We start from the raw sequence: 18705 nt of genomic DNA on the forward strand, positions 1-18705 counted from the left end.
ATACAGGGGAAAAGTGTTTTAGAAGTTATGGGCAAGAGTTTTGAAAATATTCCTGAGGAGTTAACTCAGACTATTAAAAACGTTCCATCTACTAGTCTTATGCAAACATGTTTACAACAACAAGAAAACTCTAATAGAGAATTAAATCAATGTATTTTTAGGATAATAATTAAGAAATTAATTATAAACATTCATACGCATTCGATTGTAGTAGAGGATATGGGGCAGCAATTAGCACAAGAACTAAAGGCAAATGTGGTTGGTTGTCAAATAGTGATTGATTAAATCAATTTAGAGAAGTAAATAGCAGCTTTGCAGCTTGTTTTTATGAACAAAGATAAAACGTTGTAGCCAAGTGCGCTTTCAGCATTGTGCTGAATTGCAATATCTCTGTGTTCTAACTCCTCATCACGAAACTTACTTATAGTTTCTCTTAATTCCCCATCTTCTAAATGTAAGACCTGCTTCTTGTAATGCTCTCCGATCACCTCTTCAACTGCAGCAGTGCAAGCCATAGCAGCTTTTTTACCCATCATAGCAGTTACAACACCAAGTGACACCCCTAAAACATTCCAAACTGGCAGCAAAGCAGTAGGACGAACTCTTTGCTCCTTGATTTTCTCATTAAAATAGTGGAAATGTTCTTTTTCCTGCTCCTCCATTTCAATTATTTTGTCAATTATAGAAGATTTTTTAAGAATAAATTTTTGACCAGAATAAATGCAAATGGCTCCATATTCGCCAGCATGATTTACTCTAATTGCTCGTTCTAAAAAATTTCCTTTCAATTTTTTTATATTGCTTTCCAATGTCTCATCCCTTTATTTCTGCATTAGTACTACTATAAACCAACATATTATAGAGTAAATAAAATTCCATGCGTACATTGCAAAAACATTGTGATTACAGGAACTCAAGCAGCTATAGCAACGGCAATAGTTACTTGACGGACTCCTCCATTCTCCTTAAAATAAGGGTGAAGATATATTATTTATCTTCAGTCTGTGCAGATAAAGCGACAAAAAGCTCAATATACTTGATGTTTAATTTTTTGCACTCTATGTCTTTATAAAACTTTTACCCACATAAGCTAAAATGCGCTTATCAAAGGATTTAACACAATGAAAAACGCCAATTAAAAAAATAGGTAGTAGCTGATAGATTTTCTTTTGCCTTTTTCTCTGTTTAGTAGATTTTTTAATATTTAATTCAATTATCCGGTACTAAGATGATAACGAGTAGTAAGCTAAACATCCGTGTAGTTATTGGTATTATCAAGATATTCCCTAATCTTCTTCAAATCTTCCCAAGCTAAGCGTTTTTGTGCTGGTTGACGAAGTAGATAGGCTGGATGAAATATAGCGGCTGTAGTAATTGAATGAGATAAATATTGGTTAGTATAAGTATGAAATCTGCCACGCAAGTTCGATATAGTCTTTGTGTTATCAAGAAGGCTATAACATGCAATTCCTCCGACAAAAATCAGAATTTGCGGTAAAATAAGAGCAATGTGCTTCTCAACAAATGGTCTGCACATATCAAGCTCTAGGTCAGTTGGTTTTCTATTACCTGGTGGACGCCAAAACACCGCGTTGCTTATGTACACCTTAGTGCGGTCCAAACTAATTGCACTGAGCATCTTATCAAGCAGCATTCCGCTTGCACCACAAAATGGTATGCCTTTAAGGTCTTCATTTGCTCCTGGTGCTTCACCAACAAGCATGATTTTTGCATTTGGATTACCATCGGAAAAAACAGTATTAGTTGCAGTTTTTTTTATTTCACAACCCTCAAATGACTTAACTGCACTTCTTAGTTCATCTACACTACCACATTCACTTGCAAGTTTCCTTGCTTCAATGATCCAGTCACTTGGGAACATGGCTTTTTTCTGATCGATGACAGAAGACTGTACAGCTCTCTCATTTTCCATTTTTTTTTCCTCTTCACTTTCAGTTAGTGTGCAATCAACTCCCACTTCATGATAGAACTTCAACAATTCTAGATCTTCATTGCTCATAGTGTCTCTTAACCTTTTGTGCTTTTTTCATAGCCAAATCATACTTCAACTTAGATAAATGTCTAATGTATAATATACCATTTAAGTGATCCAATTCATGCTGAATACACCTTGCAAGCCAACCACTAGCTTTTAGCGTCTGTTCTTCGTTATTTAAGTTTTTATATTTTACAGTTAAATATTTTGGACGCTTGATTTCATGGATTTGCTCCGGAATTGAAAGACATCCTTCGCTCATAATCACTTGTTCATCGGATAATTCCTTAACTTCAGGATTAATCATGCAAAACTTACCAACTGAATCATATCCTACTAACTCATCTCCAGCCTTTTCTGTATGAACGTCCATGACAAAAATTCTCTTCAGCACTCCAACTTGTACTGCAGCAAGACCAAGACCTTCTGCATCGTACATAGTTTCGAACATGTCGTTTACTAATTCTTTAATTTTATCGGTTATATCTGTTACTTCACTGGCGCGTGTAGTTAATCTTTCGTCAGGGGCAATTATAATTGGTAACTTAGACATAAAAATTGTAATTCTGTGTTTTATTTTTCTTTTTGTCTAGGTATATTAAAATGTTGCTACATTTATGATAGAAATATAAATTCATTCAGGGAAGCTACAATTTAAATGGAATCGCATCATAAGGTCAACCAATGTACTCTGCAGTAATAACAAAACCAAAGCAGAATGTTTTTGCTGTTTTAGACGTGGGTACAACAAAAATTATCTGTCTCATTGTTAAAATCAATAGCAATTTTAGCTATAAAATAATAGGAGTGGGTTATAAAAGTGCAGAAGGTATAAATGGTGGATCAATAACTGACGCAAAGCATGCAAGTTACTCTATTTCATCAACTGTAGGTTTAGCTGAACAAGTATCAGAAGAGACTATAGACCAGATATATGTGAATGTGGCTGGATGTGGGATTTCGTCTTTTAACGTACATAACGAAATAATTGCAGCTAATCACGAAATTTTAGACCGAGATATAAAACGTGTAGTCTTTCAGACATTTGAGAAATATATCGAAGAAAATGTTATAATTCACAATATACCACTTAAATATCACTTAGATGATATGACTGACATAAAGGAGGTCAGTGGATTATATGGAAAAAGATTGTCTGCTGATGTTAATGTTGTCACTGCTTCGCGTCCAGCTCTTACCAACATTGAAAATTGCATAACTAATAATAGTGGGATAAGTATGGCTGGTTGTGTTGCTTCTGCATATTCTTCAGGTCTTGCTTGTCTAAGTGAAGATGAAAAAGAGCTAGGAACTGCCGTTGTTGACATAGGAGGTGGATGCACTGCAATTGGAATTTTTAAGAGAGGAAAACTTGTGTACACAAGAAGCATTCCAATTGGTGGCATTCACATTACCCGAGATATAGCTTATGGACTATGCACAAGTATAGAGCATGCTGAACGCATAAAAATACTATACGGTAGCACTATTGTAACTTCAATAGATGAGAATGAATGTATTGCAGTGCAAAGTAATGAAAGCGATGAACCAACTCAAGTGTTTAAGTCTGAACTTGTTAACATCATAAGACCAAGGATTGAGGAAATACTTGAGCTGATAAGAGAACAATTTCAAGAACAGAAAGATCCAATTAATAAAGTAGTGATCACAGGTGGAACCAGTCAACTCACAAGCATGAAAGAAATTGCAAGCTATATATTCAATAAACAAGTCCGTATCGGATGCCCTGAGTGTTGTAGCGGTCTTGATGGCGAATACGACAAAAATCCTGTATTTTCTGCTGCTTTAGGCTCTATAAAGCTAATAGTTGACACCTTTTATAGAAATAATTCTGGAATGCTTGGTCACGATGGCAAAATAAGTAAGTTATACCATTGGGTTAAATCAAAAGTCACAGTCTAGATTTTTGTCTTTATCTCTTAATATACAAATGGCTTGATCTAGGAGCTTATTTTTATAGTATTATTACACTGATGTATCCGTAAGAGAAGCAGAAAATTACAATAAAAACGTAAGAAACATGAACATAACTATACATTCACAAGAAGATTTTGACTTTATGCGTAAAGCTGGCAGGCTTGCAGCTGAAACCCTTGATTTTATTGCACCATACGTCAAAGTAGGGGTAACAACTAATGAATTAAATGATCTATGTCATAATTTTATAATCAATGCAGATGCAATTCCAGCACCACTGAATTATAAGGGATATCCGAAATCAATTTGTACTTCGAAAAATGCTGTTGTATGTCATGGTATTCCTGATGATAAACCTCTTAAAGATGGAGATATTTTAAATATTGACGTTACAGTGATTTTAAATGGCTGGTATGGTGATACAAGTCGCATGTTTTGGACTGGTAAACCCTCAATAAAAGCAAAGCGTTTGTGTAATGCTGCCTACAATGCGCTAATGGAAGCGATAAAACAAGTTAAGCCCGGCAATAAGTTAAATGAAATAGGATTTGCTATAGAAAAATATATTGAAGATTTTGGATATTCTATCGTACGCAATTATTGTGGACATGGCATAGGAAAGGTTTTTCATGCTCCACCAAATGTTGTACATTTTTATGATGAAGGTGAGGATCTTATCTTAAAAGAAGGCATGTTTTTTACGGTAGAACCAATGATCAATGCTGGAAAACATGAAACTCTGCTCAGCAAGCTAGATGGCTGGACAGTGACAACACGTGATCTTTCACTTTCTGCACAGTTTGAGCATACGCTTGGAGTCACAAAAGATGGAGTTGAAATATTTACACTATCACCTAAAAATTGGCATTTTCCACCTTATGATTAGATTTTTTAAACACTTGAAAAAATCTAACTCTTAACTTGTGATATAGCAACTAACCCAATTAGTGCACAGAAAATCATGTAAAAACTTGCTAAAGTTCCTTGTCCTGTAACTTTGATAATAGTTGTGCATATAAATGGTCCAAGACCACCAAAAAATCCCGAAGCTATATTTCTTGATAAACCAAATCCACTGTATCGTACCTTTGTTGGGAATAATTCGCACATAAACGCGCTAACAGGACCAAGAGAAGCAGCTATTGGGATTATAAAAAGAACGTGCGCCATTATGGTGAGACCACTTAGTATCATTGAAAAAACTGGATAACTTACTATTATAAAAGTCACAAATGCAAATTTCATAACTTTTTCTCTCCCTATCTTATCAGAAAGTATTGCAAATAGTATGGTCAATACTCCAAGCGCAATCTGATTCAATATTTCTACTGTGTGATTAAATTGAGTGTTTATTGTTGATGCAAGTACATTAAAAAACACTAGATATATGTAAAGAGATGCATTCTCAACTATGTCAACTCCAATTGATATTAGAAAAGGTTTTTTATATCCATTTAACAGTTCTTTTAACGGTAGTTCATGTGGCTTTTCCTGCTTTTTATATTCTGGGCTTTCATCGAGTATATATCTCATATATATACTGATTAATCCTATTACAAAACTGAAAATAAAAGGCAATCTCCATCCCCAAGATTCAAAATCGGATACTTTTTTGCATATAAGCACCACTATAAGACTTAATATTGAGCCAAGAATTGCGCTCAATACTTCAATACTGCCAAAGAATCCTCTTTTATTTTTAGGAGCATGCTCTATTAAAAATGGGGCATTTCCTGCCTCTCCTCCAAGAGATATACCCTGCAATAATCTTAAACATACCACCAGCACTGATGCGAGTACCCCAATGTTCTGATACCCTGGAACAAATGCAATAAGTACGGTTGATAGAGTCATCAATATGATAGAGAGAAATAGAGCAATCCTTCTTCCATATTTATCGCCAATGTGGCCAAATATAGCAGCACCAATTGGTCTTATTAAGAAACCGACTGCAAACACTCCAAAAGCTTTAAGTATGCTGACTAATTTGTCGTCTGATGGAAAAAACACATCTCCGATTATGCTTATTAGATGGCTGAAAAGCATGTGATCATACCACAACAAAGTGTTACAAATTAAACTTGATAGTATTACTTTTGTTATTTGTTGCACAAAATCTTCCGTAATTTGTTTGATATTATAGTAATATTACTTACTTTTTCAAACGTGAATTATGTAAATGTTATATTAATAATATTATCTTATTAAATTTTTATATCGTTGATTATATTTAAATATTCTTATACTATACCTATATATTTCCATATATTTTTTGGCGAGAAAGTTATTTTAATTTAAGTGCACAAAGTCTCTTGATATGACACATATTCCAGTTTTGTTAAAAGAGATGATACTGCAATTGTCACCACACAGTGGTGGTATATATGTGGATGCCACGTTTGGAGCTGGAGGATATAGCAAAGCAATATTGGAATCCGCTGATTGCAAAGTGTATGCAATTGATAGGGATGAAACAGTTACCAAATTTTATGATGATCTGAACGTTAAATACCCTAATAGAATAAAGTTATTTATTGAAAAGTTTACTAATATTAAAAGTATACTGAATAAATCCCCTGTCATCCCAGTACTTGATACTGGGATCCAGAAGAAAAATAACTGGATTCCACCGTCACGCGCTGGAATGAAATCAAATGGAGTGGACGGCATAGTTTTCGACGTTGGAGTTTCATCTATGCAGCTTGATAATGGAGATAGAGGATTCTCATTTCTACGTGATGGCCCACTTAACATGAGCATGGATAACTATTCTCATATGAATGCTTCGACATTTGTTAACGCTTTACGTGAAGAAGAGATTGCGAACACTATATATAATTATGGGGGTGAGCGTCATTCTCGTAAAATCGCAAGAGCGATAGTAAATGCGCGGAAGAAGAAAATTATCAAAACTACATTTGAACTTGCGGATATTGTACGTTCTGTGGTGTTTCGTGGAAAAAGCAAGATTGACCCTGCAACTAGAACATTTCAGGCAATCAGAATATGGGTAAATGATGAGCTAGGAGAGCTTGAAAAGGGTATTAAAGCTGCATCTGAGATTTTAAGTGAAAACGGCAAATTAATTGTAGTTACCTTTCATTCTCTAGAAGATCGTATAGTTAAAACCCTTTTTAAAGATTTGTGTGAACCAGGACCTACCAAGACATTCTCCCTTTTAAACAAAAAAGTGATTAAAGCAAGTGCGGAAGAAATAAATGCAAATCCGCGTGCGCGTTCAGCAAAATTAAGAGCTATACAGAGGTTGTCATGAGGACCTTTCGTGCCATTTCAATAATTATGCTTTTTTAGTATTGCTTTAATATAGTTATGCAAGAGGCCTAATTTTAAATAGCTAACGTAAAAAATTGCTTCCATATATTTTAAATCTAATTCTAATTACAATTAGAGATATTTTAAGAGCTCAAAATCTATCTTTGTCTGCAGACTTTTTCTATTAAACAATCAAATTCATTAATGTAGTGTGTCTTCTTCAGTGTATACACATATACTTAATCTCTGTCGTATGTGCACTGTATTTTTTTCTAATCTTTTTTACACAGGAGGATTTTATGTCCAGAATTCCAGATACTTGACCTTTACTTTAGCTAAAAACCAATAGGCGCCTATGACTAATTAAAATAAAAATTTTTCTAATATATAGAAGAATTACAAAATCACTGTTTACTGAAAACGGGGCAAGAAAGCTGCTAATGTTACAGAATTTTAGGTAAACTTGACGTATGATCATGCTCTCCTTACTTCAAGAACTCTTTAATATATGCTTAACCACTTAAGTCCTCTCAAGATATGTTCTTAGATTTAAGCTTTTAGGTAAACATACTACAATAAAATTTACTTTAGTATAAAATTATTTGCATAAGATTTTGGCAGTCTTTTAACATCTTTTGGCATTTCAATTATGTACTTTGTGTTGTGTTTCTTTGCGTAAGATACTGCTTTTTCAAGAGAATCAAACTTTAATACAATCTGTTTTTGGGGATCTTTTGATCCAAACCACCCCATCAAAGGTTCAATATAGTAAGAACAAGGCTCAATTTTTAGGTACCAGAATTTTGTATTACCTAAGCCAGATTGTGTGGAAGTTTTTGTTGGTTTATAAATCTTAAAAACCACTTGATCGTCAATACTCATAGCTCTTACTAAGTAATCTTCAGTATATATCTAAATAAATTTTTCGCAAAAAATTACTGTGAAAGAATGAAGTTTGAAATAAATATTTTTATGTTATATTATTAAATTGTATAAAAAGGATTAGCTGAATAGGAGTAATCGATGGCACAGCAAGAAATGGTAACAATTAATGCAGAGTTGCGTGATGTAAAAAAAAAGAAAGAGATGCAGGCTCTGAGGGAGAAGGGAAGTATACCTGCAGTTATATATGGTAAAGGGCATGATAACGTAAATTTGACATTGTCTGCAAAGGAATTTACTAAACAATATAAATCAGGTGCTCTTTCTGCACATTTAATAGAACTAGATATTTCAGGGAAAAAAGAATATGCTCTTGTTCGTGATATTCAATGGCATGTAGTAAAGGATACTGTGCAACATGTTGATTTTCAGTTTGTTGATAAAGGTAGTGAAATTAAAATAGATATACCTTTATCATTCATCAATGAAAGTAAATCACCAGGAATCAAATTAGGTGGAGTGCTTAATGTTTTGTGTCGTTCTATTACTGTCAAATGCTCTCCTGAGAAAATACCTCAAGTCATAGAAATTGATTTGTCTGGCAAAATGATTGGTCAGTCTATACATATCAATGATGTAAAATTGCCAGAAGGTGTTAAATTTGTACCTCATGAGGAAACCATTGTAACAATCTCTGCTGCTGATAGTGATGTTGAAGAGTCTCAAACAAAAACAGAGGAGTAGTGCATTTAATAGCCGGGCTTGGTAATCCTGGTAGTAAATATGAATTAACTCACCATAATATTGGCTTCATAGTTATTGACGCAATCTACAAATATTGGAATTTTCAGTCATTTTCTAAGAAAGCCGATTACTTGATAACCTCCGGCATAATTAATAATAATAAAATCATGCTGATAAAACCTTATTCATTTATGAATAATTCAGGTATTCCTATTGCAAAAATAAAAAATTTTTACAAATTATCGCTAGATAATATTATTGTCTTGCATGATGATGCTGACTTGAAATTTGGAAGAATAAAAGTAAAAAAGGGCGGTAGCTCAGCCGGACATAATGGACTTAAGTCTATAGATAGCCTTATTGGTAATGATTATTGGCGTTTGAGATTTGGAGTAGGTAGGCCTGAAGGTCAGAAAAGCTTAGCAGATTATGTATTATCAAAATTTGAAAATTTTGATAATGTTATCCTCTTAGTGGAAAAAATAGCAAAAAATATACACCTGATGCTACAAGGAGATAACACAGCTTTTATAAGCTCAGTTGGAAGTGTATAGTAAGCGAATACTGCCCAATACAAGCATCTATAGCTAACCGAAGTAAGATTTGCCCAAACACTGAAAGACAAAATCAATAGCCGAATTAATATTGGGCAAAAAGCTTGGCAGTACTTTTCTTATGACATGCTTAATGGCAAACCAGAACTTCTCAATCGGATTTGAATCCTCACTTTTACCCACAAATAAAAAAGTGAGTAAAATGGATACCAAATAAATTTGGGATTAAAATGAGTGAAGTAAGTACAAATGTGCAATATACTGATGGCTTAGGGGATAAATGGCTGGAAAGAGAGTTAAAACACGTTAATTTAGGAAATACAAGACTTAATAAGAGACTTATTAAAACAGGATATTGTATAGAGGGTAAGGCGTCTGGATCAATTAATCAAAGCTGTAGTGGATGGAAAGAAGCTAAGGGTGCATACAGATTATTTAGCAATGAAAAGCTTAAGGATAAGGAAATTTATTCTTCCCATTACAAAGAAACTATGGAGAGAATGAAAGGAAATCAGTTTGTTTTTTCAGTTCAAGATACAAGTTATTTGGATTTTGACTCTCATATAAAAACCAAGAGGCTAGGTAGTATTTCTAAAGCTTATACGAAGAATAAAATGGGTTTACTGTTGCACAGTGCCTTAATAGTCAGCAAAGGACGGATTGCCTTTAGGTCTATCTTCTCAACAATGTTGGGCACGTTCTATTAGGGAAAAAGAAAAGGCACAAGAAAAAGCAAACAGGAAATACCGTACCTCCATAGAAGAAAAAGAAAGTTATAAGTGGATAACAGCTCTCAAAGAAAGCATAAACAACCTTCCTGCAAATGTACAACTTGTTACCCTTGGTGATAGAGAGGCAGATATCTTCAAATTTTTATGGATCACTGAGACATTAGGTAGTTTTTATGTAATCCGTAATCGAACTAATAGAAGATTTATCTGTACTGAAATTGGAAAAACAGATTTGCAAACACGCATCACTCAACTGCCAGTAAAGAAGAAAATTTCTCTATAAGTTAATAAAGATAGAAACCAAAGATCAAGGAAAGCTAATATTGAAGTTAAGTATATGAAAGGCTATATACCTATCAGATCTTCTTCAATTTATGGATCAAAAGACACAGTGCATAAAATAAGTGATAAAATCCCTGTATATGTGGTAAGTGCAAAAGAAACAAATCCTCCTGAAGGATTGGAAGCTATTGATTGGACTTTGCTGACTAATGTACCAGTTAATAGCACTTTAGATGCTATAGAAAGGATAAATTGGTATAAGCTAAGATGGAAAATTGAGGAGTATTTCAGGGTTTTAAAATCAGGATGTAAAATATAAAGCTCTCGTTTAACTAGAAAGGAAAGGCTACAGAAATTAATTGCTATAAAGAGCATTATTGCATTTAAAATTTTATATTTAACAAAAGTCGCTTTATCAAATCCCATGGAAACCTGTACTAAAATTTTAAGCAATGAAGAGTGGAAGGCCCTTTTCATACGTGAGCATAAAGTAGCTACATTGCCAGAAGAACCTCCAAAAATAAAACAAGCTATTATTTGGTTAGGAAAATTAGGTGGATTTATGAATAGAAAAAGTGATAATTTACCAGGGGCTATGACTCTATGGCGGGGCTATGAAAATCTTAAGGAGAGCATAGTTATGCTTCACATCATGACCTCTCAAAATTGTGGGTAAAAGTGAGATTTGAATCCAATAGAACACTGTTGGCATACCATCAAAAGCTGCCTCATACCTCTAATGTATAAATATACAGACTTACAACTTTTGGTTGGTAATGCCATAATGGAACTTTATCATCCATTTTAGAAAATACTATACTATTGGAAAATGCCCATCGTCTTGACATTTTTCTTAAATCGTGGCAGTCTTAACGTTCATTTCAAAATTTTCTCTGTCCTTTTTTGACTCCCTTTAAGAACTCAAAAGTTTGTTCCCATTTTCTTTTTTCTATGTAATATTCTATTGGTAGTTTCTCTATATTATTCACGGTCTCTTTTTCCTTATTTCTCCTACTTTTTCTTTACTTTATTTTCTCACAGCATATTTTGTTCACAGAACCCAGATAAAATTCACGAATTTCAATGCTTTAGCTATTTTAAGTAGAATTAAATTTACTAATACAAACAATAAATTACTATTCTTAAATTTGATCAGATTGATTGCAAAAAATAAGATTTTCAATACGTTGCTTGTATAGTTGGCCTCTTTCATAGTTAGTGATGCAACAAAGCCATTTCAGTGTTTGGGCGCTGGGGTGACACACTGGAATCCAACTAAGTTGGTAAGCATGTTACAACGTTTTTGACGACGAAAAGACTGGATAGCTACTTTCATGACAACCATTTATTTGTCTTTTCTCGTCTATCTTATTTTGTCACTATGCTGAACAGATACTAAAGTACTAGTTTCTTTGGGTTCACACACAGTTCTATCAGGAGTTTTGTGACTGTGATTGCAGAAAACATCGAGCATAAAACTCCTATCGATAAAGTGATAGAAAATCCTCTAATTGCTCCGCTACCAATAATGAACATTATTCCTGAAGCAATTAGTGTAGTGAGGTTTGAATCAAGGATTGTTTTTATTGCGTTTTTAAATCCTTCTTCAATTGCACGAACCGTTCTTTTTCCTGCTCTTATTTCTTCGCGAATGCGTTCAAATATTAAAACATTTGCATCTACCGACATGCCAACAGTTAGAGCAATGCCAGCAATTCCAGGGAGAGTAAGAGTTGCTTCAAGTAAGGTAAGAATGAGTAGTATAGAGATTACATTAAAAACGAGTGCAACAGACGCTAACAAGCCTAATTTGCCGTAAGTAATGATTATAGATAAACCAACGGCTATGATAGAGATTATTGCTGCAATTTCTCCTGCTTTTATTGACTCTTCTCCAAGGCTTGGACCAATGTTTTTTTCTTCAATTATTTTAAGTGGTGCAGGTAGTGCACCTGATTTTAAAAGTATTGCAAGTTCACTCGCTTGTTTTTCAGTGAAATTACCGCTAATTTCTCCCTCTCCATTTAGAATAGGTTCACGTATTGTTGGTACAGTTAAGACTGTGTTATCTAAAACAATTGCAAAAGGCTTTCCTACATTTTCTTTAGTAATTTTTGCAAATTTTTTACTTGCTATGCTGTCGAATTTGAAATGTACTGTTGGTTTACCTAAATTGCCAAATCTAACTGATGCGTTAACTAATGAATCACCGCCTATTTCAGTTTTGCGGAATATCGGGTAAGAATTACCCAAAGAATCCTTGAGCATAATCGTAGTGTCATGATCGATATCTTGCATTTTAGCTACATTGGTGTTTGCCAAATGGAAGGCCAGCTTGGCTGTTTTGCCAAGCAGAGATTTTATCTGCTGAGTGTCTTCTACTCCAGGAACTTGGACTAATATCTTATTTTGTCCTTGTTTTTGCACACTTACTTCCTTAGTACCAAGCTTATCTAAGCGTCTTTGAACATTAACTATTGACTCTGAAACTACTTCATTGATTAATGAATTCTTATAATGCGGTTTATATGAAATGAAAATTGCAGTATTTTTTCTACTCAATTCTAAATTTGGGTTTATTTTATGTATTAACGTTGAAACTTTTTTGTAATCATCAATATTATTTAAAGTTACAACCACTTGTTTATCGTTTTTTGCGCTAAATTCAATCTTTTGTGTTAACAGACCTTCTTTTATTTCATCGGTTAGCATGCTTAGTTTCTCTTTGAAGTAAAAATCTAAGTCTACATTTAGAAGCAGAGATGATCCACCTTTCAGGTCGAGCCCTAGATTTATCCTCTTTTTTGAGGCGAGAAACTTATTATCAAAGAAGTTTGGCAGTATTATATATAAAGATAGCAAAAAAATTAGCAATACTGAAAGAGATTTAACTGTGAGCTTGTTTAGCATAAATTTAAACTATACTTAGGTACAGTGTAAACTGAATGGTTGCTAATCACAAGCACCTAAATGAAAAGGTCCGTGAAAGATAAAAACAAGCCTAGAACCAATATCTCTATAATTGATTTTGTTCTTCTAGAACATTATTTATTGAAGCAGTATAAACACATGTATTAGGTTCAGACTTGGCTCTCAGATTCTCTGTTTGTTTGTTTTGTCTAATTTTGTCAATTGCAAGGTAAGTGCATAAACCAAGTGTTAAGAAAATAACTATGCTAAGTGGTATGTGATTAGCAAGAAATTTACTATAACTTAAATCTTTCCAAAAGAGAGGACTAGATATAGAGGGGTGAGAGAAAAATCTGGGAATTGCTACTACTGCACTTAATGCTGTTAGAATAATAGCGACAGTGGCACCTACAAGAGGTAAAATATTCTTTTTATTAAATCTGCCATTAGAGTCTTTTAAAATATCAAATATACATACTCCTCAATTACTAACGTGCATGATACTAGGAGCTAATTATAAAATGTTCAATAACTAAATTGGAGATAATAAAAAATGGACATAGAATATAGACATATAATATGAAGGATATATGCTAGTTAAAATAGGTACGAGAGGAAGCGACCTTGCGATCATCCAAGCTTTGGAAGCAAAACAAAGATTATTAGAGTCTTTTCCTAATCTATCCGTTGAGATCATTAAAATCAAAACTTCTGGTGATAAATATGCTAATGTAACACTTGCTGAAATAGGAGGTAAAGGACTGTTCCTCAGGGAGATTGAGGCTGAATTACTCAAAAATAATATAGATATGGCAGTTCATTCGCTAAAGGATGTACCTGCGTTTTTCTCGAAGGATTTAACAATTCCTTGCGTTTTAGAGAGGTTAAGTCCATGTGATGTATTTGTTTCTCATAAATATGAGAGCCTAAAAACTTTGCCAAAGCAGGCTACAATTGAAACTTCTTCAATAAGAAGAAAAGTTCAGCTGTTAAATCTCAGGCCAGACTTAAATGTAGTGCCACTGCGTGGAAATGTGACAACTAGACTGCAAAATCAGAATTTTGATGGAATGATTTTAGCTGAAGCAGGGCTGATAAGATTAAAAAAATATCACTTAATTACAGAGGTATTGACACCAAAAGTCATGTTAAGCGCAGTAGGGCAGGGGGCAATTTGCATTCAATGCCGAAAGAATGATATAAAAGTTATCGATCTTTTAGAGAAAATTAATAATAATATGTCTTTTATAAGGGCAAAATCAGAGCGCAGTTTCATGAAGACAGTAAATGGTTCATGCTTTACACCGCTTGCAGCTTTAGCAGAATATGTGAGTGAAAACATGCTACATCTTTATTGTATGTTAGCGGGCGAGAGAGTTATATACTTTACTGAACGCACTTCGTTTGTAGAAGATGCCGAAAAAATGGGTATGGATGCAGGATTAGAGTTAAAATCAAAATGCTTATAAGCTTACCTAAAGTATGTGGAATCTACCGTTATAATGTTTCAATGTCTAAAATGACTTGGTTAAATGTTGGTGGCCAAGCTGATGTACTATTTAAGCCACGTGACGTTGAAGATCTAATGTGCTTGATAAAAGATACTGAGTTACCAATTAGCATTATCGGTGCAACATCTAACATAATAGTGCAAGATAGTGGCATTCGAGGAATAACGGTAAAATTAGGTAAGGAATTTGCATATATTAAATGTAAAGATAATAGCTCCATCGTTGCAGGTGGTGCTGCACTGCTTAGTAAGCTTGCCTACTTTGCAGGGGAACAGCAAATTAGTGGGCTTGAGTTTCTTGCCGGAATTCCAGGAACAGTTGGCGGTGGAATAGAAATGAATGCAGGTGCATATGGTAGTGATATTGCGAGTGTTGTAAAATTTATAAGGGCAGTGAATCTAGAAGATGGAAATTTATATGAATTTTCCAGTGAAGAAATGGGATATTTTTATCGTGGACATAGTCTAAAAGGCAGGTGGATTTTTATTGAAGCTGAATTTAAAGGAGTAAGTTCAGAGTATGAGCTTATATTTCAAAGATTGAAAGAAGTTATTGATAAAAAAAATAAAAGCCAACCAGTAAGAGGAAAAACTGCTGGTTGTATATTCAAAAATCCAATAGGCTGCAAGGCATGGAAACTGATTGATGAATCTGGCTGCCGAGGATTAGATAATGGTGTAGCTAAAATTTCTAAGAAACATTGTAATTTTCTACTCAATTACAATAATGCAACTGCACTTGACTTAGAAAACCTTGGCAACAGAGTAAAAGATGCAGTAAAAGGTAAATTTAATGTTGAGCTTGAGTGGGAGATAAGGGTTTTAGGTAGATAGCTGCTGCTGATTGTCTTAACCTAATTCCAAAATTATTGTATAATATCATTTTGAGGTTTTATTTTTGATGCATAAGCTTGCAATACTCTTTTCTATATTGTTTGCAGTCGTTGCTTACTATTTAAACAATGAAGTGATATTTGAAGTCGCAAAGCTATTTAGTGATATATTTATCAGTTTATTGAAATTGATTAGTTTACCTTTAGTTTTTCTATCAATAGTTTCAACAATTTCTGGACTTAAAGACTCAATTGAAATTAAAGTATTACTTAAGAAGACACTGTTTTATACGCTGCTTACAACCATTATAGCTGCATTTGTTGCGCTATCTTTCTATTTATTCATAGATCCAGTAAGAAAAAATTTCATAAGTAACACAATAGAAAGTGTGAGTGACAGCAACCACAATTACTTTTCATACTTAAAATCACTCATTCCTTCGAATTTTGTGCAAGTTTTTCTTGAAAATAATGTTATTGGCAGCATATTGATTGCTTTTTTGATGGGTGGAGCTATTATTTCGCTCTCAAAAGAAAAACAAGATATATTACACCAAATATTTTCTGCACTATTTGATACACTTCTTAAAATTGCTCAAGGGTTATTAAAGTTTATTCCTCTTGCTGTATGGTCTTTTATCACATGTTTTTTATACGAGTTAAAAGGTGGCAGCGAATTCCATAGTCTTTTTTGGTATTTTGCTTGCATAATGTCTGCAAATTTCGTGCAAGCATTTGTGATTTTGCCACTACTCATGTGGCATAAAGGTATATCACCAATTCAAACGATGAAAGGTGTTATGCCAGCACTTACACTTGCATTTTTTTCTAAATCATCTAGTGCAACGCTGCCTACAACTATAGAATGTGTGCAAAATCAGCTAAAGGTACCAAAGAAATTATCGTCTTTTATTCTGCCAATATGTACAACAATCAATATGAATGCGTGTGCTGCATTTATTTTAATCACAGTGATGTTTGTTGCAGAGATGAATGGGCACACATTTTCCTTAAGTGAGATGTTCATATGGATTTTTTTAGCTACAGGAGCTGCAATTGGTAACGCTGGAGTGCCGATGGGGTGCTATTTTATGGCAACTAGTTATTTGGTATCAATGAATGTTCCTTTGTACATTATGGGATTGATTTTGCCTATTTATACAATCATTGATATGTTTGAAACTGCAATAAATGTGTGGTCTGATATCTGTATAACACAGATAATTAATAAAGAATTTAAAACTCAAGAATGATATTAGATAATACAATAATAAAAGAATTTGAAGAGGCTGGTGCGATTTTGCACGGACATTTTGTACTCTCGTCAGGGCTGCACAGCAACACTTACATACAATGCGCTAAAATTTTTGAAAATCCAAGCAGAGCAATGAACGTTTGTGAGCTATTGGCGAATAAAATAAGAAAAGAGCTTATTGAACCCATAGATTTAATACTATCTCCTGCAATTGGTGGAATAATCGTGGGTTATGAGATTGGTAGACAGCTTGGAATCCGAACAATATTTTGCGAACGTGTTAATGGTAAATTTGAATTACGCCGTGGATTTAAGATTAAACAAGGTGAGAAGATATTACTAATTGAAGATGTGATTACCACAGGTAAATCTTCACTTGAAGCAGTAAAATGTGCAGAAGAGAAGGGAGGTAAAGTTGTTGCTGGAGCTTCTTTGATCAAGAGAAATAGTGAAACAAAACTACCTTTTCCTATCATATCTTTGATTGAACTAAATATCAAAAACTATAGCGAGGAAGAACTGCCAAGTGAATTAAAACAATTACCCATAATGAAACCTGGGAGTAGAGAATATTTAACAAAATAATTATATATATGGCTAAAGTGATTCAGTAACTTTTACGTGTTATATGTTGATCTTTTTGCATCAAAGTTAGATATTACAGTTTATTTTCCTGTATTCGTTCAAAGGAATGGCAAAATAAGATAGACAAATAAAGATATAAAGTAAAAACAATAATAGGTGTCATTCCGGTTCGTGACACTTGCTTTATGTAGTTTCATTGAAAACGTTGTTTTTATTATAATACCTCCTATGATTAGTTTGCTTATGAGCACCAGTGTCTGGGCACTGGAATGAAAAGAAAAGGCTAATTGAATGACAGGAAAGGAAGTACTAAAAACAAATAGGTGTCATTCCAGCGCGTGACGCTGGAATCCAGAAAAGAACAATGGATCCCAGTGTCTGATCACTGGGATGACAAGGTAGGAAGTACTGGGATGAAACCTTTTTGCTTCAATATTTTGCACAGTAGCCATGCAACTTAACAGATACTTTTCTCTTCATTTATCCTAAGGTTTTTATGGGTTAAAAAAAACATAAAAACCTTATATAAAACCCTGTTGTGATTAAAAATACACTAAATCTTGGTTTTCACATGTTTCATTTTCTGCCATAAGCGACAATAATTTTGTGCTCTCATAGAAACTTTTTGCACTAGCTTCTAAGATATTAGATTTTACTTCTGTAAGTTCACATTTAATCTGATCTATTTTCTCATTCAAATTTTTATGTGCATCTTCGATTAATTTATTCATTTCATCTTCTAAAAGTGTACTTACTTCTTTACTTTTTGCAGTGACAAGATCATCTATTTTGCTTGTAATTTCAGGTTTTATAAGGCTTTCAATTTTTTCTTCAGTATATTTTTTTACTTCTTCTTTTACCTGAGTTTTTATTTCTGGCTTTAGCAGATCTGCAACTTCTGGTCCTACTTTTTTCACTGCTTTTTCAGCTGCATTTTTTGCTGCTTTTTCAGCATTTGCTTCTACTGACTTTACTGTCTTATCAATTGAAGCCGATATTTTTTTTCTATTTGATTAGCTTTTTCGGTAGCTATTTTGTTAGCTTTCTCTTCAGCTAAAGTTAGCATTTTTCCTTCTATTTTTTTTACTTCATCTTGAGCTGCTTTTCTAGCTTCTAGTTTTAAATCGTTACCCATTTTAGATATTACTTGTTCTGCTGCTTTTTTTGCTGCTTTATCTATGCCCAACCAGCCTCCTAATGTATCACTCACAC

Annotated in this window: 22 protein-coding genes; 14 read left to right on the forward strand and 8 right to left on the reverse strand. The window is 33.7% G+C overall.

Annotated elements, in window-relative coordinates; translation table 11 throughout:
• The first annotated feature begins 27 nt into the window (after window positions 1-27).
• Window positions 28-285, forward strand: coding sequence for a hypothetical protein (locus tag AAE962_RS03040; protein WP_343289522.1), 258 nt, complete (start codon window positions 28-30; stop codon window positions 283-285).
• On the opposite strand, the gene AAE962_RS03045 is transcribed toward AAE962_RS03040, so the two are convergent.
• The 3 genes from AAE962_RS03045 to def all read right to left on the reverse strand — a co-directional run bounded on the left by AAE962_RS03045 (window position 282) and on the right by def (window position 2549).
• Window positions 282-809 carry a demethoxyubiquinone hydroxylase family protein gene (locus AAE962_RS03045; protein WP_343289523.1) on the reverse strand — a complete coding sequence of 176 codons (528 nt, stop codon included), beginning with the start codon at window positions 807-809 and terminating at the stop codon, window positions 282-284. The two genes, AAE962_RS03040 and AAE962_RS03045, sit on opposite strands and share 4 nt — an antisense overlap.
• 437 nt (window positions 810-1246) lie before the next feature.
• Window positions 1247-2020 carry a uracil-DNA glycosylase gene (locus tag AAE962_RS03050; protein WP_343289524.1) on the reverse strand — a complete coding sequence of 258 codons (774 nt, stop codon included), beginning with the start codon at window positions 2018-2020 and terminating at the stop codon, window positions 1247-1249.
• Window positions 2010-2549: a peptide deformylase gene (gene def / locus AAE962_RS03055; protein WP_343289525.1), complete on the reverse strand. Its 540-nt coding sequence runs from the start codon at window positions 2547-2549 to the stop codon at window positions 2010-2012. Before def ends, AAE962_RS03050 begins: the two co-directional genes overlap by 11 nt.
• Before the next feature lie 131 nt (window positions 2550-2680).
• Here def and ftsA point away from each other — a divergent pair, with 131 nt between their 5' ends.
• Together ftsA and map are read left to right on the forward strand one after the other, a co-directional pair.
• Window positions 2681-3919 (forward strand): cell division protein FtsA, encoded by a 1239-nt coding sequence (ftsA, locus tag AAE962_RS03060; protein ID WP_343289526.1) that lies wholly within the window; start codon window positions 2681-2683, stop codon window positions 3917-3919.
• Between the two features lie 118 nt (window positions 3920-4037).
• Window positions 4038-4820 (forward strand): type I methionyl aminopeptidase, encoded by a 783-nt coding sequence (gene map / locus AAE962_RS03065; RefSeq protein ID WP_264719749.1) that lies wholly within the window; start codon window positions 4038-4040, stop codon window positions 4818-4820.
• Between the two features lie 23 nt (window positions 4821-4843).
• On the opposite strand, the gene AAE962_RS03070 is transcribed toward map, so the two are convergent.
• The gene (locus AAE962_RS03070) at window positions 4844-6046 is read right to left on the reverse strand and encodes an MFS transporter (protein WP_343289527.1); all 1203 of its coding nucleotides are present in this window, start codon (window positions 6044-6046) and stop codon (window positions 4844-4846) included.
• 205 nt (window positions 6047-6251) lie between these two features.
• Between AAE962_RS03070 and rsmH the strand changes: the two genes are divergently transcribed.
• The gene (rsmH, locus tag AAE962_RS03075) at window positions 6252-7208 is read left to right on the forward strand and encodes a 16S rRNA (cytosine(1402)-N(4))-methyltransferase RsmH (RefSeq protein WP_343289528.1); all 957 of its coding nucleotides are present in this window, start codon (window positions 6252-6254) and stop codon (window positions 7206-7208) included.
• Between the two features lie 581 nt (window positions 7209-7789).
• Here the strand turns inward: rsmH and AAE962_RS03080 are convergent.
• Window positions 7790-8089: an NADH dehydrogenase ubiquinone Fe-S protein 4 gene (locus AAE962_RS03080; protein ID WP_343289529.1), complete on the reverse strand. Its 300-nt coding sequence runs from the start codon at window positions 8087-8089 to the stop codon at window positions 7790-7792.
• 141 nt (window positions 8090-8230) lie between these two features.
• Here AAE962_RS03080 and AAE962_RS03085 point away from each other — a divergent pair, with 141 nt between their 5' ends.
• The 6 genes from AAE962_RS03085 to AAE962_RS03110 all read left to right on the forward strand — a co-directional run bounded on the left by AAE962_RS03085 (window position 8231) and on the right by AAE962_RS03110 (window position 11076).
• Window positions 8231-8833 carry a 50S ribosomal protein L25/general stress protein Ctc gene (locus AAE962_RS03085; RefSeq protein WP_343289530.1) on the forward strand — a complete coding sequence of 201 codons (603 nt, stop codon included), beginning with the start codon at window positions 8231-8233 and terminating at the stop codon, window positions 8831-8833.
• Window positions 8833-9387 carry an aminoacyl-tRNA hydrolase gene (pth, locus tag AAE962_RS03090; protein ID WP_343289531.1) on the forward strand — a complete coding sequence of 185 codons (555 nt, stop codon included), beginning with the start codon at window positions 8833-8835 and terminating at the stop codon, window positions 9385-9387. The genes AAE962_RS03085 and pth overlap by 1 nt, the downstream gene beginning before the upstream one ends.
• Window positions 9388-9617: 230 nt before the next feature.
• Window positions 9618-10094, forward strand: a complete 477-nt coding sequence (locus AAE962_RS03095; RefSeq protein WP_343288676.1) for a transposase DNA-binding-containing protein — start codon at window positions 9618-9620, stop codon at window positions 10092-10094.
• Window positions 10048-10401, forward strand: coding sequence for a hypothetical protein (locus AAE962_RS03100; RefSeq protein WP_343288677.1), 354 nt, complete (start codon window positions 10048-10050; stop codon window positions 10399-10401). The genes AAE962_RS03095 and AAE962_RS03100 overlap by 47 nt, the downstream gene beginning before the upstream one ends.
• 54 nt (window positions 10402-10455) lie before the next feature.
• Window positions 10456-10719, forward strand: coding sequence for a hypothetical protein (locus AAE962_RS03105; protein ID WP_343288678.1), 264 nt, complete (start codon window positions 10456-10458; stop codon window positions 10717-10719).
• Between the two features lie 105 nt (window positions 10720-10824).
• Window positions 10825-11076, forward strand: coding sequence for an IS4 family transposase (locus AAE962_RS03110; protein ID WP_343288679.1), 252 nt, complete (start codon window positions 10825-10827; stop codon window positions 11074-11076).
• A 719-nt stretch (window positions 11077-11795) separates the two neighbouring features.
• Here the strand turns inward: AAE962_RS03110 and secD are convergent.
• Complete coding sequence (gene secD / locus AAE962_RS03115; protein WP_343289532.1) at window positions 11796-13310, reverse strand: protein translocase subunit SecD; 1515 nt, start codon at window positions 13308-13310, stop codon at window positions 11796-11798.
• A gap of 590 nt (window positions 13311-13900) precedes the next feature.
• On the opposite strand from secD, the gene hemC reads away from it, so the two are divergent.
• The 4 genes from hemC to pyrE all read left to right on the forward strand — a co-directional run bounded on the left by hemC (window position 13901) and on the right by pyrE (window position 17493).
• Window positions 13901-14779, forward strand: coding sequence for a hydroxymethylbilane synthase (gene hemC / locus AAE962_RS03120; protein WP_343289533.1), 879 nt, complete (start codon window positions 13901-13903; stop codon window positions 14777-14779).
• The gene (gene murB, locus AAE962_RS03125) at window positions 14770-15654 is read left to right on the forward strand and encodes a UDP-N-acetylmuramate dehydrogenase (RefSeq protein WP_343289534.1); all 885 of its coding nucleotides are present in this window, start codon (window positions 14770-14772) and stop codon (window positions 15652-15654) included. Before hemC ends, murB begins: the two co-directional genes overlap by 10 nt.
• Window positions 15655-15721: 67 nt before the next feature.
• A complete protein-coding gene (locus AAE962_RS03130; protein WP_343289535.1) occupies window positions 15722-16906 on the forward strand; it encodes a dicarboxylate/amino acid:cation symporter in 1185 nt (394 codons plus the stop codon).
• Entirely contained in the window at window positions 16903-17493 is a 591-nt protein-coding gene (pyrE, locus tag AAE962_RS03135) for an orotate phosphoribosyltransferase (RefSeq protein ID WP_264336282.1), read from the forward strand. Before AAE962_RS03130 ends, pyrE begins: the two co-directional genes overlap by 4 nt.
• 542 nt (window positions 17494-18035) lie before the next feature.
• Here the strand turns inward: pyrE and AAE962_RS03140 are convergent.
• Together AAE962_RS03140 and AAE962_RS03145 are read right to left on the reverse strand one after the other, a co-directional pair.
• Window positions 18036-18410, reverse strand: coding sequence for a hypothetical protein (locus AAE962_RS03140; protein WP_343289536.1), 375 nt, complete (start codon window positions 18408-18410; stop codon window positions 18036-18038).
• Between the two features lie 53 nt (window positions 18411-18463).
• Window positions 18464-18703 (reverse strand): hypothetical protein, encoded by a 240-nt coding sequence (locus AAE962_RS03145; RefSeq protein ID WP_343289537.1) that lies wholly within the window; start codon window positions 18701-18703, stop codon window positions 18464-18466.
• Window positions 18704-18705 lie beyond the last annotated feature (2 nt).

The organism is Wolbachia endosymbiont of Encarsia formosa (genome assembly GCF_039540065.1).
GTDB lineage: Bacteria > Pseudomonadota > Alphaproteobacteria > Rickettsiales > Anaplasmataceae > Wolbachia.

Coding starts and splice junctions, on each gene's coding strand:
- secD (WP_343289532.1), bottom strand. CDS start 13,310: ATGCTAAACAAGCTCACAGTTAAATCTCTTTCAGTATTGCTAATTTTT.
- AAE962_RS03085 (WP_343289530.1), top strand. CDS start 8,231: ATGGCACAGCAAGAAATGGTAACAATTAATGCAGAGTTGCGTGATGTA.
- AAE962_RS03040 (WP_343289522.1), top strand. CDS start 28: ATGGGCAAGAGTTTTGAAAATATTCCTGAGGAGTTAACTCAGACTATT.
- AAE962_RS03050 (WP_343289524.1), bottom strand. CDS start 2,020: ATGAGCAATGAAGATCTAGAATTGTTGAAGTTCTATCATGAAGTGGGA.
- map (WP_264719749.1), top strand. CDS start 4,038: ATGAACATAACTATACATTCACAAGAAGATTTTGACTTTATGCGTAAA.
- ftsA (WP_343289526.1), top strand. CDS start 2,681: ATGTACTCTGCAGTAATAACAAAACCAAAGCAGAATGTTTTTGCTGTT.
- def (WP_343289525.1), bottom strand. CDS start 2,549: ATGTCTAAGTTACCAATTATAATTGCCCCTGACGAAAGATTAACTACA.
- AAE962_RS03095 (WP_343288676.1), top strand. CDS start 9,618: ATGAGTGAAGTAAGTACAAATGTGCAATATACTGATGGCTTAGGGGAT.
- pyrE (WP_264336282.1), top strand. CDS start 16,903: ATGATATTAGATAATACAATAATAAAAGAATTTGAAGAGGCTGGTGCG.
- hemC (WP_343289533.1), top strand. CDS start 13,901: ATGCTAGTTAAAATAGGTACGAGAGGAAGCGACCTTGCGATCATCCAA.
- murB (WP_343289534.1), top strand. CDS start 14,770: ATGCTTATAAGCTTACCTAAAGTATGTGGAATCTACCGTTATAATGTT.
- AAE962_RS03110 (WP_343288679.1), top strand. CDS start 10,825: ATGGAAACCTGTACTAAAATTTTAAGCAATGAAGAGTGGAAGGCCCTT.
- AAE962_RS03080 (WP_343289529.1), bottom strand. CDS start 8,089: ATGAGTATTGACGATCAAGTGGTTTTTAAGATTTATAAACCAACAAAA.
- rsmH (WP_343289528.1), top strand. CDS start 6,252: ATGACACATATTCCAGTTTTGTTAAAAGAGATGATACTGCAATTGTCA.
- AAE962_RS03130 (WP_343289535.1), top strand. CDS start 15,722: ATGCATAAGCTTGCAATACTCTTTTCTATATTGTTTGCAGTCGTTGCT.
- AAE962_RS03105 (WP_343288678.1), top strand. CDS start 10,456: ATGAAAGGCTATATACCTATCAGATCTTCTTCAATTTATGGATCAAAA.